This window comes from Pseudomonas marginalis (assembly GCF_008692035.1).
In the GTDB taxonomy this organism is placed as follows: Bacteria; Pseudomonadota; Gammaproteobacteria; order Pseudomonadales; family Pseudomonadaceae; genus Aquipseudomonas; species Aquipseudomonas marginalis.
Map to the genome: position 1 here is coordinate 20,108 of NZ_VTFG01000001.1, position 15,798 is coordinate 35,905.

Below are 15,798 nucleotides of genomic sequence, written 5' to 3' on the forward strand. Positions count from 1 at the left end.
GACCCGCCGGGAGCCTGTTCAGGCTCCCGCATCCAGTTCCCGGCCGAGTTGGCTGATCATGTAGGTCACCGAGTCGGCATTCGCCAGAATGGTATCGATACGTTTATCGGCGTCGCTCATGAAGATGGCACGGGCATCACTGAGGGTGCGAGTGCCGGTGGTGCTCAGCACCTTGTCCTTGGCCGGTGTGGTCCCGCGGTTGCTGCCGAAGTCTTCCCATTCCTGGGAAAAATCGTCCCAGGTCTTGAACAGCAGGGCGGCGGGCGTGAGGGTGGACAAGGCGGTCTCACGCAAGTCGGCCAGGTCGGTCTGCATCGGCCTGGCGCCGCGGATGCTGACATTGATCAGGTCGTGGAACGGCCGCATGCTGTCCAGGTAGGCCAGGTCTTCGGTCAAGGATTTGATGTGGGTGATTTCGTGAATCAGCACCGTTGCCCGTGCATGGGCAGAGAGGTTGAAGGGCGTGTTCAGACGGTTTTGGTAGATATCCATGTGCGGGTCGAAGAAGCGATCGAGCAAATAGATTTTCTGCTCCGTGTCATTGGGCAGTACGAAGGCAAACGTGTCGTGTGGGCTATAGCGATGGGTGCCGGCGACAAAACGCTGTGAGTCGGGACCGATCAGGGTGTGATTGGTCAACTCATCGAGCAGTTCGTCGACGCGTCGCTCGACTCTTTGCACTTGATCGGAGGTCAGCGTGACCACGCCGAACAACTCACTGAAAAACCGCCCCGCGCGGCCGTTGGGGTCCAGGTGCGTGGCAAAGTGCAGGAGGTTGCGCTTGCAGGTGACCGCATAGTACGTCGCGACATTGAGCGCTTCATCGATGCACTGGGCTTTCCAACTCGACAACGCCGCAATTTCCCGCATGCCCGCCGCTTCGATATTGATGGCATCGCGCTCGGCCGCCCGTGTTTGCACCCTGCCGGTGTAGCGACTCAAGGTTTTTCCGTAGCGTGGATGATGTCGATCCAGGTCCAGTGTCCAGCCGCCCTGGGCATGGTGTTGTACATAAGGGCCGTGCAACTCGCCGTTGCTCAGGCGCCAGCGTTGCCCCGCTTTTTTCACCGGGTAGACCTTGCCTGCCACCGCGACAAAATCGCGGGTGCCGGTCTCATCTCGATAGGGGCTGTTGGGTGAAACTTGCTTCAAATCAGCCAAGGCCACCCCATGGTTTTCAAACGCTTGCAAATGGGTACGCCCGGGAGCGGTCAGGTCCAGGTCAGCCGACCTATCGGGTGAGGGCGCAAAGGCCTTGTCCATGTCCCTGCGCAAAGAGGCCAGCTCGGCCACCCCGGCGGCAAAGGTCTTGAGCGCGTGTTGCCAGCGATGTTGCTGCAGGTCTTCAGCGGAGACCTTGAACAATTCATAGCTGCGCCACACCACCAGCGGATAGGCGAGCTTGCCGGCCAGCAATTGCAGGCCCTTGGGGATTTCCTCGCTGAACAGGCTGGTGACCGCGTCCCATTGGGCGCTGCCCAATCGCTCGAACTGGCGGGCCAGCATCCGCAGCAGCATCTCACTATTGTCATCGAACAACTGGTTCAGCAGGTTGCCGCCGATGGGCGATACGCCAAGACGAATCTCGGACAATCCTTGGCTCCAACGCTCGCCCAGCAAGTTGCGGTAAGTCGCTTGATGGGGCGCATCCAGCTGCCCGACTATCCAATCCTGCAGTGCGCCCGGGGTGGTGAATTCATGGAGCAGCGCGGCTTCATCCGCGTATTCGCGCAATAGATGCCTGGGACTGTAGGGCGCGTACAGGACCAGTGGGCCGCGGACGCCGGCGGCCGGCCCGATCAGGTAGCAGCCCAGCGCCTTGACCCGCGCCGCGCCCTCGGTGGCGATCAACTCAAGCGGACGAACGATCGCGGTCGCGCCACGCACGGCGGCCCGCGCCACCGCATCGGGCATGTCGAAGGCTTGCTGGATATAGCTCCAGGCCGAGGCGGACAGCCGCTCATCGAGGGTTTGCCCATGGGCGTATTGCAGCAATTGCCAGGGCAATTGCCGGCAGAACAATCGACGCCGTTCGCGGGCATCTTCGGACTGACCCTTGAGCAGAGGGGTGAGCCGGGCCTGGTAGAGGCGTTTCAAATCCAGTTGGCGCACCAGCTGCACGATGGCATTGCCGTCCAATGCCGCCGGCAGCGGCGTGGCGGTACGCGAACGTGGCCGTATGGCGTCGCCACTGAGTTCGGGCAAGTGCCGCAAGGCAAAGTCCGTCAGGGTCTGGGCGTTACCTTTCAGGTCGATACGGCCGGGTATCAATACGTTATCCGGATTGACCACTTGCCCCGGAAAACGCGCGTTGAGCAGTTCCGCAAGCACACGCCGGGCTTCATTGCGCATCGGCGTGATGCTGTGCAGGTAGTCACGTGCGTCCGGTGCGCTGATGCGGTATTGCTCCAGCAGTTCGGCGTGGAGGATTTGCTCGTGGGGTGGCGCCATGCCCAGCCCTACCGGCAGCGCCTGCTGGCGGACCAGCGCGTGCGCGATGGCGATGGCCCTGGGCAGGTTGCTCGGTGGCGGGCGGCGGATCAGGTTGTCCATGCCGGTCTGCAAACGCGCGGCCTTCAGTCCCATCCAGAACAGATGATTGATCTCGTCACGGGTGAAGTCGCTGTAGGTCTGTTGCCGGTCATGCAGCAGGTGATCGTCGATACGTTGCAGTGGGCCGAGCTGACAGGCCTGATGGGGCACGCGCTTGGAGACGCGCAGGTTTTCCATCAGGGGCAGTCGCCGCCGGGGATCCTGCAGGCGTTGCTCCAGGTCATCGCGCAGGGCCTTGATCGATGCAAAGGCTTCATAGCCGCCATGGGGCGTCCACAACAGCGCCATGCCTGAATGCACGTTGTCCAGGCCGCCACGTTCGGTCAATACAAAACAATTGGCCAGGGCATGGGGCGTGGCATCCGAGCCGATGCGGACAGTCAGGCCGAACGCATCCGGGATAAAGCCGTTCAAGCCATGGCGGGTGAGGCGGGTCATGCTGTCGGCCTGGAGCGTGCTGTCCAGCAACGCCAGGCCGGCGGGCGACAGGCTCTTGTTCAGCGCCCGCAGTTGCGCTTCGCCGTTCAGGCCTTGCAGCATGCCCTGGCTCAGGTGCGCCTGGTTATTCTCCAGCAGCACATTCGGCAAGCTGCGCAGGTCATTGCGGGCAAACGTGCTCACTACCTGGTCGATGATCGCGTTGAAGGTCGCGAGGGTCAGGTTGTTCAGTTTGTAGGCGGCACCGGCGCTGCGCTTGCCGTAGAACCAGGTCAGGTAGGACGCGGGCAGGGCATCGGCTTGCCTGGCCAGGCGGGCGATAAAGTGCTCGACCATGCTCGAAGACGCCTGGGGCAAGCGCTCTTCGCGCTCCTGGGCCTGGGTGGGGTAGGTATTGATGTAGACGTCTTCGGGCTGCAGGTCCAGGTTTCGTCTGCTCAACTCCACCTGCAGCGCATGGGCGGCCAGGGTGCGCAGGGTTGGGAGTTGGCTGCGCTCCCGTGCCATTGCCGCCTCGACCGCCTGCAGGCGTTGCAGGTGCAGCCTGGCTTTTTCCGCCTGGACGGTGGAGGGGCGGCCATTGCCGCTGCTAATCGGATGGATGGACCAGCGTCCGTCGCTTTCCTGCTCCAGCAACCGAGTGTCGAGCATGTTGCGTACGTCCAGGGCGCTGTCGAGCAGGGCGGCCAGGTCGACGTTGCCTGCGCTGCGCCGATAAAGCCCGAGCGCATGCTCAAGGTTGCCGAGCTGTTTGGCGACGATGTCCGCGACCGTTTCCTGGAACACATCGCCGGCGACAGGTGTTCCGGTCACCTGGATGTGATCCATGCCGACGAATACGCTGCGCTCATCCATGGACAGGAAATTGAGCAACTCGTCTTCGTGCCCCGCGGTCTTGAGCATGGCCAGCAGGGTGTCGTTGAGGTCCTTGAGGTCGGCGAGTACCTGCAAGCCACGGGATTGGGTGTAGAGGTACGCGTGGGCAGTGCTGATCATCAGGGTGCTGGCCAGCTCGACGTAATGCTGAAAAGGCGCATGCACCCGCACTTTTTCGATGTTCAGCTGGCTGTCAACGGCTTTGCGCGCGGCCTGGTCCGGAAGGAATACCGTGCGCAGCCGCAGGCTTTCAGCGCTGCTGAGGATCGTTGCCTGGTGCTTGAACAACAGGTCGGCGCGAAACTTGTCAGCCATGACCCGGCTGAAGAAGCGCACGCGCGACTGGCCATCCTTGAAGTCTTCGTTCCAGTAGGTTTGCAGCAGGCTGTTCAATAACTTCGAAAGAATGCTGGCGGTTTGTTCGACCACGCTGTCCCAGCGCTGTTGCTCCTGGACCAGTTGCTCGGCGCTGAAGGCCCGGGTGTCATGCCCGATGTTGAAATACGTGTGGGTCTGGTCCGTGGGCCAGGCCTGCTGCACATAGAAGCGCAACAGCGCATCCCGCAGCGGTTCGGAGGCGACCCAGTGCATGTCCGCGGCCGTGGCCGCACGGCGGAAAAAGTTCACCCGGGTGTTGCTCTGGTTCACCCCTGGAAAATAGGTGCGGGCCATGATGCCGAGCAAGGTGTCGAGCATCTCGCGCAGGCTGGGGAGTTTGCGCAGCTCGGCGAGCATCGCCAGCACATTTTTCTGCTGGGCCGCGAGGATCACGCGTTCCTGGTCCTCCATCACTGCGCCCTGGATCACTGCGGTGGTGACTGTCAGTCGTGTGTCCGCCCCAAGCCCATCCCGCTCGTCGATCGACAGGAAACTCAGCAGGTCGGCGCGGTGCTGCGGTTGAGCCAGGCGGTCGCCGAGTGCATCGAACAACCCGGTGTGGCTTGCGAACAGCTCCAGGCCGCCGTAGGGCGTATAGAGCACGGTCTTGGCCTCGTCGGGTGTCGGGCTCATCACGAAGGCGCCGGCCAATGGGATGGCAGGTTGGTCGGCGAGGCCCACCAGCAGCCTTTCCACCCGCATGGGATAGCCGGTTTCCGTCGGCGCCATGCGTATCGCGTCAGTGGCGTAATACAGCGTGTTCAGCCAGTCAAGGTCCTTGACGGTGAACCCGAGCGCACGCTCCCGTTCCGTCGGTTCCTTGCGTCGGTCCGGGCGCAACAGTTCTTCGAAGAAATAAGGTGGGGTGACGTTTGCCATGCTGCACTCTCCATCGGTATGGCGCGTTTGAGGCTCCAAAGTAGGTGCTGGCATCACGTGGAGGGCGGTAGATAACTGGCGCAGATCTCAAGCGCCCGTTGACAGCAGGCACGGCAGGCGTTGTTTAATCATCGGCCTGGATTCTTGTTGTCTCTTCCAATTATAAAATCGGAGCTACAGATGTCTGCCCAGTCCCCGATAGTCGACAACGCCACAGCCCTCATCGGTTTCAACGACCTGGTGGGGTTGCTGAGTGCGGTATTCGTGAAACACGGCACCGCGCCGGAAGTGGCCGAAATCCTGGCGCGCAATTGCGCCAGTGCCGAGCGTGACGGCGCCCATAGCCACGGCATTTTCCGCATCCCCGGTTACCTCAGCACGTTGGCCAGTGGCTGGGTCAATGGCAAGGCGGTGCCGGTGGTCACTGATGTGGCGTCCGGCTTTGTACGGGTAGACGCCGGCAACGGGTTTGCCCAGCCGGCCCTTGAAGCGGCGCGCGCGCTGCTGGTGGATAAGGCTCGCAGTGCCGGTATCGCACTGCTGGCGATCCACAATTCCCATCACTTCGCGGCCTTGTGGCCGGATGTCGAACCCTTCGCCGAGCAAGGATTGGTGGCGCTGAGCGTGGTCAACAGCATGACCTGCGTGGTGCCCCATGGCGCCGACCGGCCGCTGTTCGGCACCAACCCCATTGCCTTTGCCGCGCCGCGTGCCGACGGCTTGCCGATTGTGTTCGACCTGGCCACCAGCGCCATCGCCCACGGCGACGTGCAGATTGCCGCGCGCAAGGGTGAGCGCTTGCCGCCGGGCATGGGGGTCGACAGCCTCGGCCAGCCCACCACCGACCCCAAGGCTGTGCTGGAAGGCGGCGCATTGTTGCCCTTTGGCGGGCACAAGGGCTCGGCGTTGTCGATGATGGTCGAATTGCTGGCGGCGGCCTTGACGGGCGGTAACTTTTCCTTCGAGTTCAACTGGGCCGACCACCCCGGCGCACGCACGCCCTGGACCGGGCAACTGTTGATCGTGATCGACCCCAGCAAAACCGCCGGGCAAAGCTTCGCCGAGCGCAGCCAGGAACTGGTGCGGCAGATGCATGCGGCGGGGTTGCGGCGCTTACCGGGGGATCGACGTCATCGCACACGGGCGAAGTCGTTGGAGGAGGGCGTGGTGGTGGATCTGGACGCGTTGAACCAGCTGCGGGACTGGGCTACGTAGCAGTTGACGAGGCTCGTCAGCTGCTACGGGCATGTGTCGGTCAGTTACGGCGACCCAGCAGCAGGCCAATCACCAGGCCAAAGCCCGCGGAGATCGCCACGGTCTGCCATGGATGGCCACCGATGTAGGTTTCGGTGGCATCGACCACCGGCTTGCTGCGCTCGCGCACGTTGGATACCGAGTCCAGTGCCTGCTTGAGTTTGATGGCGACCTGTTCGCGCAGGGTTTCGCCTTCTTCGCCCACCAGGGCAGCGCTGCTTTTAAGCAGCTTGTCCGATTCTTCGATCAGGGCCGTCAGTTCACTGAATGCTTGATCCTTGATTTGATCTTCAACAGCTTGGGCGGCAGTTTTGCGGGCCATGGGTGTGACTCCTTGCAGGTGAATGTGACAGTGAACAATGGAGTGCCGGGCGGTGGCAAAAGTTGCAGTTTTTTTGCCGGGTCGGCACTGGCGAACGAAATCCGAATCCGGAAAAATCGACCTACAGTGTAAGATGTCGTCTATTTGTGCAGCAGGAATTTCAACATGAGCTTCAATCTCGCCAACAAGACCCTCGCCGAACGCGCCGAGCTGGAAGATGAAAAGTCCCGCCTCTACGACCTGTGGCAAACCAACCTGGGCAAAGCCAAGGGCGAAGCCGCGCGGTTGTTCGGTGAGCGCGCCAAGCGCAAGGGCAAGTGGGCCGAATGGGTCCGCGCCGAACTCGACGGCATGTCGCCGCCGGAGTTTTCCAACATGGTGCGCAGCGAAGTCAACAAGTTGATGGCGGCGGCGAAGTAAAGCCGGCGGCAATCGCTTCGCGTACTTTAAGCAACATCGGATCAAGCTGGGCCTGGGTGCGCCAACCCAGTTCCACCGGGTAGCGCGGCAGCGCCAGCGGGCAGGGCAGGACCCGCAGGCCGGTCATCTCGGCGATGGCCTGCGCCGCATGCCCGGGAATGGTCGCCACCGCCTGGCTGCCCTTGAGCAGAAACGGCAGTGCGGCAAAATGACTGGTCGAGGCGCACACCTGGCGGCTCAGGCCCTGCGCTGCCAGCCCTTCGTCGGTGATGCCGATGAACCCGCCTGACGACACCAGCACATGCTCGCGGGTGACAAATTCATCCAGGCTGAGACTTTCCTGGCCCGGCGCCAGGCTGCGTGGGTCCACGACGCAGCGATAATCCCCCTCTCCCAGTACCTGCCGACTCAACCGGCTTTGCGCAAAGCCGCCTGCAGTAATTGCCAGGTCCAGGGTGCGATCGAGCAGGGCGCCGGCGACGATCTGGCTATGGGTCTGGCGAAAGATCACCCGCAGCTTCGGCAAGCGCTGTGCGATGGCATCCATCAGCCGGCGGCCATAGGCGATCTCGAAGTCATCCGACAGGCCCACCACCACGGACCGGCCTTGATAATTCGGGTTGTCCGGATTGACCATCGCCAGGCTTTGCCGACAGCGCGCCAGCGCCTCGCTGATCACCGGTTTCAATTGGTTGGCCCGCAGCGTCGGCGCCAGGCCACGGCCGGTGCGCACAAACAGTTGGTCGCCATAGACGTCGCGCAGACGTCGCAGGCCTGCACTGATGGCCGACTGCGTGACACCCAGGCGCAACGCCGCGCGGCTGGCGCTGGACTCATCGTGCAGGGCTTCGAAGGTTTTCAGCAGGTTCAGGTCGACCTGGGCGATATTCATCTGGCTCATATCATTCAGCACTGAGGTGGGCTTTATTCATGATCGAGCCTGGCGAGAGAATGGGCAACCCCCCTTATCTGGAGTGATCGTGATGCCCGTTTCTACTGTGGCGGCCCTGCAAATCGGTTCCCTGCCTGGCGGCAAGGCCGACACCCTGGCGCAAATCCTCGCCTATGAAGACGAGATCCTGCGCAGCGGCGCGCAATTGGTGGTGATGCCCGAAGCGCTGCTCGGCGGCTATCCCAAGGGTGAAGGATTCGGCACCCAATTGGGCTATCGCCTGCCCGAAGGCCGCGAAGCCTTTGCCCGCTACTTTGCCAACGCCATCGATGTGCCGGGCGCCGAGACCGAGGCCCTGGCCGGCCTGTCGGCACGTACCGGCGCCAGCCTGGTGCTGGGGGTGATCGAGCGCAGTGGCAGCAGTTTGTATTGCACCGTGCTGTATGTCGAACCCACGGGCGGCCTGGTGGCCAAGCACCGCAAACTGATGCCCACCGGCACCGAGCGGCTGATCTGGGGCAAGGGCGACGGCTCGACCTTGCCGGTGATCGACGCGGCGGCAGGGCGTATCGGCGGTGCGGTGTGCTGGGAAAACATGATGCCGCTGCTGCGCACCGCGATGTACGCCAAGGGCGTCGAGGTATGGTGCGCGCCGACGGTGGATGAGCGCGAGATGTGGCAGGTGAGCATGCGCCATGTGGCGCATGAAGGGCGCTGCTTTGTGGTCAGTGCGTGCCAGGTGCAGGCCTCGCCCCAGGCATTGGGCATCGAGGTCGCCAACTGGCCTGCGGAACGCCCGTTGATCGCCGGCGGCAGCGTGATTGTCGGCCCCATGGGCGACATCCTTGCCGGGCCACTGGTGGGGGAGGCCGGGCTGCTGACGGCGCAGATCGACACCGATGACCTGGTGCGAGCGCGGTACGACTATGACGTGGTGGGGCATTACGCCCGCCCGGATGTGTTCGAGCTGGTGGTGGATGAGCGCGCCAAGCCAGGTGTGCGCTATATCACCGACTGAAAGCGGGTGGAAATGTGGCAGGGCCCCTCAGCGTTTAGAGGATTGGTTTTCCAGCCATTCCTCGCGGGTCATTTCCCAGATATCCCGTGGGAAAGTACCTGCCACAAACTCACCTTCATCCGTTCTGATCAAACGCATACCCGTACGCTCGGAAATCCGCCGCGAGCCCAGGTTGGGCGCGGCCTTGGGCACTCGCAGCACAGGGCGCTTGAGCACGCCGAACCAGTAGTCGGTCACCGCCGCGCTGGCTTCGGCCATCAACCCTTGCCCCTGCCATTGCGGCCCCAGCCAGAACCCGCGGTTGTTATCCTGCTCGTCCATCAAGCTGACGTTACCAATCAACTGTCCAGGCGCGCTTTTCAGGCGCAGGGACCAATGCCATTCCTCGCCACAAGCCATGGCGGGCAGGGCGATGTGCTCCAGGTAGGTGCGCGCGCCGTCGGCCGGGTAGGGCCACGGCACCAGGGCGTTGAGGTAACGCACCACGTCCCAATGCGCGAATTGCTGCTGGATCCCTTCGGCATCGTCCAGGGTCAGCGGGCGCAGGATCAGGCGTTCGGTAAAGAGTGTCGGTTGCATGGTGTCATTACCAGGTCGCGGTATTCGGCAAGTCCAGCGTGCCACGGTCCACAAAGCGCATCGTGCCGAACAGCCCGCCCGCCAGTTTGCCCCGCAGCACGTAGGGCAGGTTGTTCAAGCTCTGGGTCTGGCTCAGGCCCAAGGTCTGGCGCAGCACGGAAAACGCCGAAACGCTGACCGGCACCATCAGCACGGTCTCGGAAAAACGCGGGATGCTGCCGCGCTGGTCACTCACCCCCGACGCCAGCGGCCGGCCATTGACCTCCAGATCCAGGGCCACGCCGTTGTAGTCGATCGCCGTTTCATTGGGGTTCTGCACCCGCAGTTTCACGGCGAAGCGCACTTCCAGGTCCTGGCTTTGCAGCGGCTCGATGCCCACCACATTGATATTCACCGGGTCGCGGTTGGGGAACAGCGCACAGGCGCTCAGGCTCAGCAGTAGCAGCGATAGAACCATGAGCTTGCGCATGCAAAGGGTGCTCCTATTTCGTGACGTCCGGGTCCTGCATCACTTTGAGGGTAGAGGACTCCGGATCAAATTCATCTTCTTCCAGCTCTATGAACGCTTCCGGCAGGAAAATGTTCAGCAGGATTGCACAGAACGCGCCCACGGTGATCGGCGATTCGAAGATGTTGTGCAGCGCCTTGGGCAGGTCGCGCAACACTTCCGGCACGGCGGCCACGCCCAGGCCCATGCCCAGGGAGATCGCCACGATCAGCACATTGCGGCGGTGCAGCCCGGCTTCGGCGAGGATCTTGATGCCGGCCACGGCGACAGTGCCGAACATGATCAGGGTCGCGCCGCCCAGCACCGGCTTGGGCATCAGTTGCAGCACCGCGCCGATCATCGGGAACAGCCCCAGCAGCACCAGCAGGCCGGCAATGAAGTACGCCACGTAGCGGCTGGCCACGCCGGTCAACTGGATCACGCCGTTGTTCTGGGCGAACGTCACCATCGGCAGGCTGTTGAAGGTCGCCGCCATCGCCGAGTTGAGGCCGTCGGCCAACAGGCCCGACTTGATGCGCTTGATGTACAGCGGGCCCTTGACCGGCTGTTGGGAAATCATCGAGTTGGCTGTCAAGTCACCGGCCGCTTCCAGGGGCGAAATCAGGAAGATCACCGCCACCGGGATAAACGCCACCCAGTCGAACGAAAAACCGTACTTGAACGGCACCGGCACGCTGATCAGCGGCACCTGGGGCAATGCCGCCATATCGACGCGGCCCAGGTACCAGGCCACCACAAAGCCCAGGGCCAGGCCGATCACGATCGAACCCAGGCGCAGGAACGGGTTATTGAAGCGGTTGAGCACCACGATGGTCAGCAGCACCAGGGCCGCCAGGCCCATGTTGCTCGCCGCGCCCAGGTCGCTGGCGCCAAAGCCGCCGGCCATGTCGGTAACGGCCACCTTGATCAGCGACAGGCCCATCAGGGTAATGATGGTGCCGGTCACCACCGGGGTGATCAGTTTGCGCAACTTGCCGATGAACTGGCTGAGCACCACTTCGATAAACGCCGCGAAAAAGCAGATGCCAAAGATCGTCGAGAGGATCTCATCGGTGCCGCCGCCCCGGGCCTTGACCATGAACCCCGCGCTGAGAATCACGCTGATAAACGAGAAACTGGTGCCTTGCAGGCACAGCAGCCCCGAACCGATAGGGCCGAACGTGCGCGCCTGCACAAAGGTGCCGAGCCCCGAGACAAACAGCGCCATGCTCACCAGGTAGGGCACTTCGCTTTCCAGCCCGAGCACGCCACCGACGATCAGGGTGGGGGTGATGATGCCGACGAAACTGGCCAGCACGTGCTGCAACGCGGCAAATATCGCCGCACTGAAATGCGGGCGGTCCTCGAGGCCGTAGATCAGGTCGGATTTATAGCGGGGGCGGGGGGCTTGAGCGTCAGACAAAATGAGGGCTCGGGTCAGAAAATGGAGGCGCAGGATGCCAGAAACGGCCCGGCGTCAGAAGTGTAAAAAAATATTTATAAAGACCCTGCATAAAACCCTGATTCCTGCCGATACTGCTTATAGGCCCATCTATCAAAAACAACAGTGATGGCCGGTGTCAGGCAGTGCGTTGACGCTGGCTGATCGTTTCGTGGCATGGACGCGCGCCGCCACTCTATTTCGAGATCGCCCTTATGTCGCTCCGTCACCTGAATATCGCCCCTCGCGCTTCCCTCGGTTTCGCCTTCATCGCCCTGTTAGTGGTGGTGTTGGGCGGGTTCGCGGCCAACCGCATGACGTTGATCCGCCAGGCCTCGGTGGACATGAGCAGCAACCAGCTGCCCAGTGTGACGTACCTGGCCCAGATGACGGAGAACGTCCTGCGCATGCGTATCCTGTCATTTCGAGTGCTGGTCAACCGCGAGCCAGCCGGCCTGCAGGAAGCCGAAACCCGCATCGGCGTGCTGGTCGACAAGGTCAAGACGGCCCAGGCCGGCTACGCGGCATTACCCGCCGGTACTGAGGAAGCGGCGTTGTACAAGACGTTTGTCAGCACCCTGGATAACTACTTCAAGGCCCAGGCGGACATGCTGGCGCTGTCCAAGCAAGGCGACGTCGAGCAGATGCGCACCCTGATCAATACCCGGATCAAGGAAGGCACCGATCAGATGGGCGAGCAGTTGAACAAGCTGATTGCGATCAATGCCGCCAACGCCAAGCAAGCCAGCGACGCGGCAGGGCACAGTTACACCAGTGCCATCACCGGGATTATCGTGGTTTCGGTCAGCGCTGCACTGCTCACGGTGCTGCTGGCCTGGCTGCTGACCCGCAGCATTGTCACGCCGTTGCGCAAAGCCGTTCAGGTGGCTGAAACCATCGCCGGTGGCAACCTGACCAGCGTCGTTGAAGATAATGGCAACGATGAACCCGCGCGCCTGATCAACGCCCTGTCGACCATGCAAACCAACCTGCGCCAGACCATCCAGCACATTGCCGGTTCGGCCACGCAGCTGGCCTCGGCGGCGACAGAGTTGAGCGCCGTGACCGAGGAAGCGTCCCGGGGCCTGCAGCAACAGAACAATGAAATCGACCAGGCCGCCACGGCGGTCAACGAGATGACCGCGGCGGTGGAAGAAGTGGCGCGCAATGCGGTGTCCACCTCCGAGGCGTCCAACCAGTCCAACCAGGCCGCGCGGTCGGGTCGCGACCGGGTGATGGAAACCGTCGGCGCGATCCAGACCATGACCCAGGACGTCCAAAACACTGCCGCGATGATCGAAGGCCTGGCCACCCAGGGCCGTGACATCGGCAAGGTGCTGGACGTGATCCGCGCGATTGCCGAGCAGACCAACCTGCTGGCGCTCAACGCCGCCATCGAAGCGGCCCGCGCCGGTGAAGCCGGCCGCGGCTTTGCGGTGGTAGCGGATGAGGTGCGGGCCTTGGCCCATCGCACGGCACAGTCGACCCAGGAAATCGAGAAGATGGTCGCCGGCATCCAGAACGGCACCGGTGAAGCGGTGCAGTCGATGCAGCAGAGCAACCAGCGCACCCAGGACACCCTGGAAATGGCCCGCGCCGCCGGCGTGGCCCTGGAGCAGATCACCCAGTCCATCAGCCTGATCAACGAACGCAACCTGGTGATCGCCAGCGCGTCGGAAGAACAGGCCCAGGTCTCCCGCGAAGTGGACCGCAACCTGGTGAACATCCGCGACCTGGCGACCCAGTCGGCGGCGGGCGCCAACCAGACCAGTGCCGCCAGCCATGAGCTGTCGCGCCTGGCGGTGGACTTGAATGGGATGGTGGCGAGGTTCGTTATCTGACCCACTTTTTGCAATGCAATCAAATGTGGGAGGGGGCTTGCCCCCGATGGCGGAGTGACAATCAACTTATCTATAGCTGATCCACCGCTATCGGGGGCAAGCCCCCTCCCACATGTGTTCTGTGTGGTGTCAGAAGCTATTGCTTCCAGGCCCCTGGGTTCACCAGATTCTTGGGTTTTTCACCCGCCAGCGCCTGCAACAGATTATCCACCGCACACTTGGCCATCGCCTCCCGCGTCTCATGGGTCGCCGAGCCGATATGCGGCGTCGCCACCACGTTGTTCAAACGCAGCAACGGCGAGTCGTGGCTGAGCGGTTCTTTCTCGAACACATCCAACCCCGCCGCCCGAATCGTACGTTGCTGCAAGGCGTCCACCAACGCCGCCTCGTCCACCACCTTGCCCCGCGAGATATTGATAAAGATCGTCTGCGGGCCCATCCGCGCAAATTGCTCGGCGCCGATCAGCTTCTCGGTTTCGGCGGTCAGCGGCAGGGTCAGGCAGACAAAATCGGCCTGTTGCAGCAAGTCGTCGAGGCTGCGGTACTGCGCGCCAAAGCGCTGTTCCACCGCCGGCTTGGGCGAATGGCTGTGGTAGAGCACCGGCATGCCAAAACCGAAATGCCCGCGCTGGGCCAAGGCTTCGCCGATGCGGCCCATGCCGATGATGCCCAGGGTCTTGCCATGCACGTCGCTGCCGAAGTGTGACGGGCCGATATTCTTGTTCCACTGGCCGGCGCGCACCATGTCGGCCAGCTCCACCACACGCCGGGCGGTGGCCAGGATCAGCGCGAAGCCGGTGTCGGCGGTGGTTTCGGTGAGCACGTCCGGGGTGTTGCTGAGCAGGATGCCGCGCCGGGTCAGGTAGTCGATATCGTAGTTGTCGACCCCCACGGACACGCTGGCCACGGCTTCCAGTTGCGGCGCGAGGTCGAGCAAGCCGGCATCCAGGCGCAGGCTGGCACCCAGCAGGCCATGGGCGGTAGGCAGTGCATCGCGCAGCTTGGCCAGGCCGGTCTCGTCCAGTGCGTCTATCAGGGTGACGTCGCACTGTTCATGCAGGCGCGCCATCAACGGTGCGGAGAGCTTCTTGTACAGAACCACAGACTTTTTCATGGGGTTTTCACCTTCAATTCGAGGGTCGAGATGGGCGCGCGTTCACGGTCACTGGCGCCGGGCTTGAGGAAAATCGTCAGCACCACCGACAGCATCAGCGCGCCGCTCATCAGCAGGTACGAGGCGCCGGGCGAGCCGGTGCTGCTATTGAGGTAACCCACCAGGTAGGAGCCGCCGAACGAGCCGAGGGCGCCCATGCTGTTGATCAGCGCCATGGCGCCACCGGCGACGTTGGCGGGGAGGATTTCCGGGACAATGGCAAAAAACGGCCCGTACGGCGCATACATGCAGGCTCCGGCAATGACCAGCAGGGTGTAGGACCACCAGAAATGTTCGGCGCCCAGAGCGTAGGAAGCGTAGAACGCGATGGAGGCAATCAGCAGCGGCGGCCACACGAAGCGCTTGCGCTTTTGCAGTTTGTCCGAGCCCCACGACACCGCCAGCATAGCGATCACGGCGGCGAGATAGGGCAGGGCCGAGAGCCAGCCGGCTTCGACCATGTCCATCTGCAGGCCTTTCTTGAGGATCGACGGCAGCCACAAGACGAAGCCGTACACGCCGATGCTCCAGCAGAAAAACTGCAGCGCCAGGATGATCACCTTGGGCGAACGGAACGCTTCGGCGTAATTCTTCACCGCCTTGATACCGACCTGCTCGGCGGCCAACGCGCTTTCCAGGTCTTTTTTGTGCTGCTCGCTCAGCCACTTGGCGTCTGCGGGTTTTTCATCCGCCAGCTTCCACCAGATAAATGCCCACAGCACCGCCGGCAGGCCTTCGATGATAAACATCCAGCGCCAGCTGAAATGCTGCACCAGGTAGCCGGACACCACCGACATCCACAGCATGGTCACCGGGTTGCCGAGGATCAGGAAGGTATTGGCCCGCGAGCGCTCGGCACGGGTGAACCAGTGGCACAGGTACACCAGCATGGCCGGCATCACGGCGGCCTCGACCACGCCGAGCATGAAGCGAATGACGATCAGCATGTAGGCGTTGGACACCACGCCGGACAGGGTGGCCAACCCGCCCCAGAGGATCAGGCTGACGAAAATCAGCTTCTTGACGCTGCGCTTTTGCGCATAGATGGCGCCCGGCACCTGGAAGAAGAAGTAGCCAAGGAAAAACAGTGCACCCAGCAACGACGACATGCCGGGGGTGATCATCAGGTCCTCGGCCATCCCGGAGGCGGCGGCAAAGCCGTAGTTGGCGCGGTCCAGGTAGGCCAGGCTGTAGGTGATAAAGACGATGGGCATGATGTACCACCAACGGCGGGTGGCGAGTTTCACGGTGTCCATAAGGTTGCTCC

Annotated in this window: 12 protein-coding genes; 4 read left to right on the forward strand and 8 right to left on the reverse strand. The window is 62.7% G+C overall.

The genetic code is table 11. From position 1 onward, the window contains the following. Window positions 1-18: 18 nt before the first annotated feature. Window positions 19-5,124 carry a dermonecrotic toxin domain-containing protein gene (locus FX984_RS00105; protein ID WP_146477924.1) on the reverse strand — a complete coding sequence of 1,702 codons (5,106 nt, stop codon included), beginning with the start codon at window positions 5,122-5,124 and terminating at the stop codon, window positions 19-21. A 180-nt stretch (window positions 5,125-5,304) separates the two neighbouring features. Between FX984_RS00105 and FX984_RS00110 the strand changes: the two genes are divergently transcribed. Further along, a complete protein-coding gene (locus FX984_RS00110; protein WP_027606441.1) occupies window positions 5,305-6,339 on the forward strand; it encodes an Ldh family oxidoreductase in 1,035 nt (344 codons plus the stop codon). 40 nt (window positions 6,340-6,379) lie between these two features. Here FX984_RS00110 and FX984_RS00115 read toward each other — a convergent pair whose 3' ends face one another. Next, window positions 6,380-6,700 (reverse strand): ElaB/YgaM/YqjD family protein, encoded by a 321-nt coding sequence (locus FX984_RS00115; RefSeq protein WP_027606440.1) that lies wholly within the window; start codon window positions 6,698-6,700, stop codon window positions 6,380-6,382. Between the two features lie 165 nt (window positions 6,701-6,865). On the opposite strand from FX984_RS00115, the gene FX984_RS00120 reads away from it, so the two are divergent. After that, a complete protein-coding gene (locus tag FX984_RS00120) occupies window positions 6,866-7,120 on the forward strand; it encodes a hypothetical protein (protein ID WP_003190904.1) in 255 nt (84 codons plus the stop codon). Here the strand turns inward: FX984_RS00120 and FX984_RS00125 are convergent. Continuing rightward, window positions 7,092-8,012 (reverse strand): LysR family transcriptional regulator, encoded by a 921-nt coding sequence (locus tag FX984_RS00125; protein ID WP_146477973.1) that lies wholly within the window; start codon window positions 8,010-8,012, stop codon window positions 7,092-7,094. The genes FX984_RS00120 and FX984_RS00125 overlap by 29 nt on opposite strands. Window positions 8,013-8,103: 91 nt before the next feature. Here FX984_RS00125 and FX984_RS00130 point away from each other — a divergent pair, with 91 nt between their 5' ends. Beyond that, complete coding sequence (locus FX984_RS00130; RefSeq protein ID WP_027606438.1) at window positions 8,104-9,030, forward strand: carbon-nitrogen hydrolase family protein; 927 nt, start codon at window positions 8,104-8,106, stop codon at window positions 9,028-9,030. Between the two features lie 27 nt (window positions 9,031-9,057). Here the strand turns inward: FX984_RS00130 and FX984_RS00135 are convergent, their stop codons facing one another. The 3 genes from FX984_RS00135 to FX984_RS00145 are packed head-to-tail and all read right to left on the reverse strand — an operon-like array spanning window position 9,058 to window position 11,519. Next, window positions 9,058-9,609 (reverse strand): GNAT family N-acetyltransferase, encoded by a 552-nt coding sequence (locus FX984_RS00135; RefSeq protein ID WP_027606437.1) that lies wholly within the window; start codon window positions 9,607-9,609, stop codon window positions 9,058-9,060. Between the two features lie 7 nt (window positions 9,610-9,616). After that, window positions 9,617-10,078, reverse strand: coding sequence for an LEA/WHy family protein (locus FX984_RS00140; RefSeq protein ID WP_065927877.1), 462 nt, complete (start codon window positions 10,076-10,078; stop codon window positions 9,617-9,619). 13 nt (window positions 10,079-10,091) lie between these two features. Beyond that, window positions 10,092-11,519, reverse strand: coding sequence for a nucleobase:cation symporter-2 family protein (locus FX984_RS00145; protein ID WP_027606435.1), 1,428 nt, complete (start codon window positions 11,517-11,519; stop codon window positions 10,092-10,094). A 233-nt stretch (window positions 11,520-11,752) separates the two neighbouring features. On the opposite strand from FX984_RS00145, the gene FX984_RS00150 reads away from it, so the two are divergent. Next, on the forward strand, window positions 11,753-13,378 hold the full coding sequence (locus FX984_RS00150) for a methyl-accepting chemotaxis protein (RefSeq protein WP_027606434.1): 1,626 nt from the start codon (window positions 11,753-11,755) through the stop codon (window positions 13,376-13,378). Between the two features lie 136 nt (window positions 13,379-13,514). Here the strand turns inward: FX984_RS00150 and FX984_RS00155 are convergent, their stop codons facing one another. After that, window positions 13,515-14,492 (reverse strand): NAD(P)-dependent oxidoreductase, encoded by a 978-nt coding sequence (locus FX984_RS00155; RefSeq protein WP_027606433.1) that lies wholly within the window; start codon window positions 14,490-14,492, stop codon window positions 13,515-13,517. Then, complete coding sequence (locus FX984_RS00160; protein ID WP_146477926.1) at window positions 14,489-15,787, reverse strand: MFS transporter; 1,299 nt, start codon at window positions 15,785-15,787, stop codon at window positions 14,489-14,491. The genes FX984_RS00155 and FX984_RS00160 overlap by 4 nt, the downstream gene beginning before the upstream one ends. Window positions 15,788-15,798 lie beyond the last annotated feature (11 nt).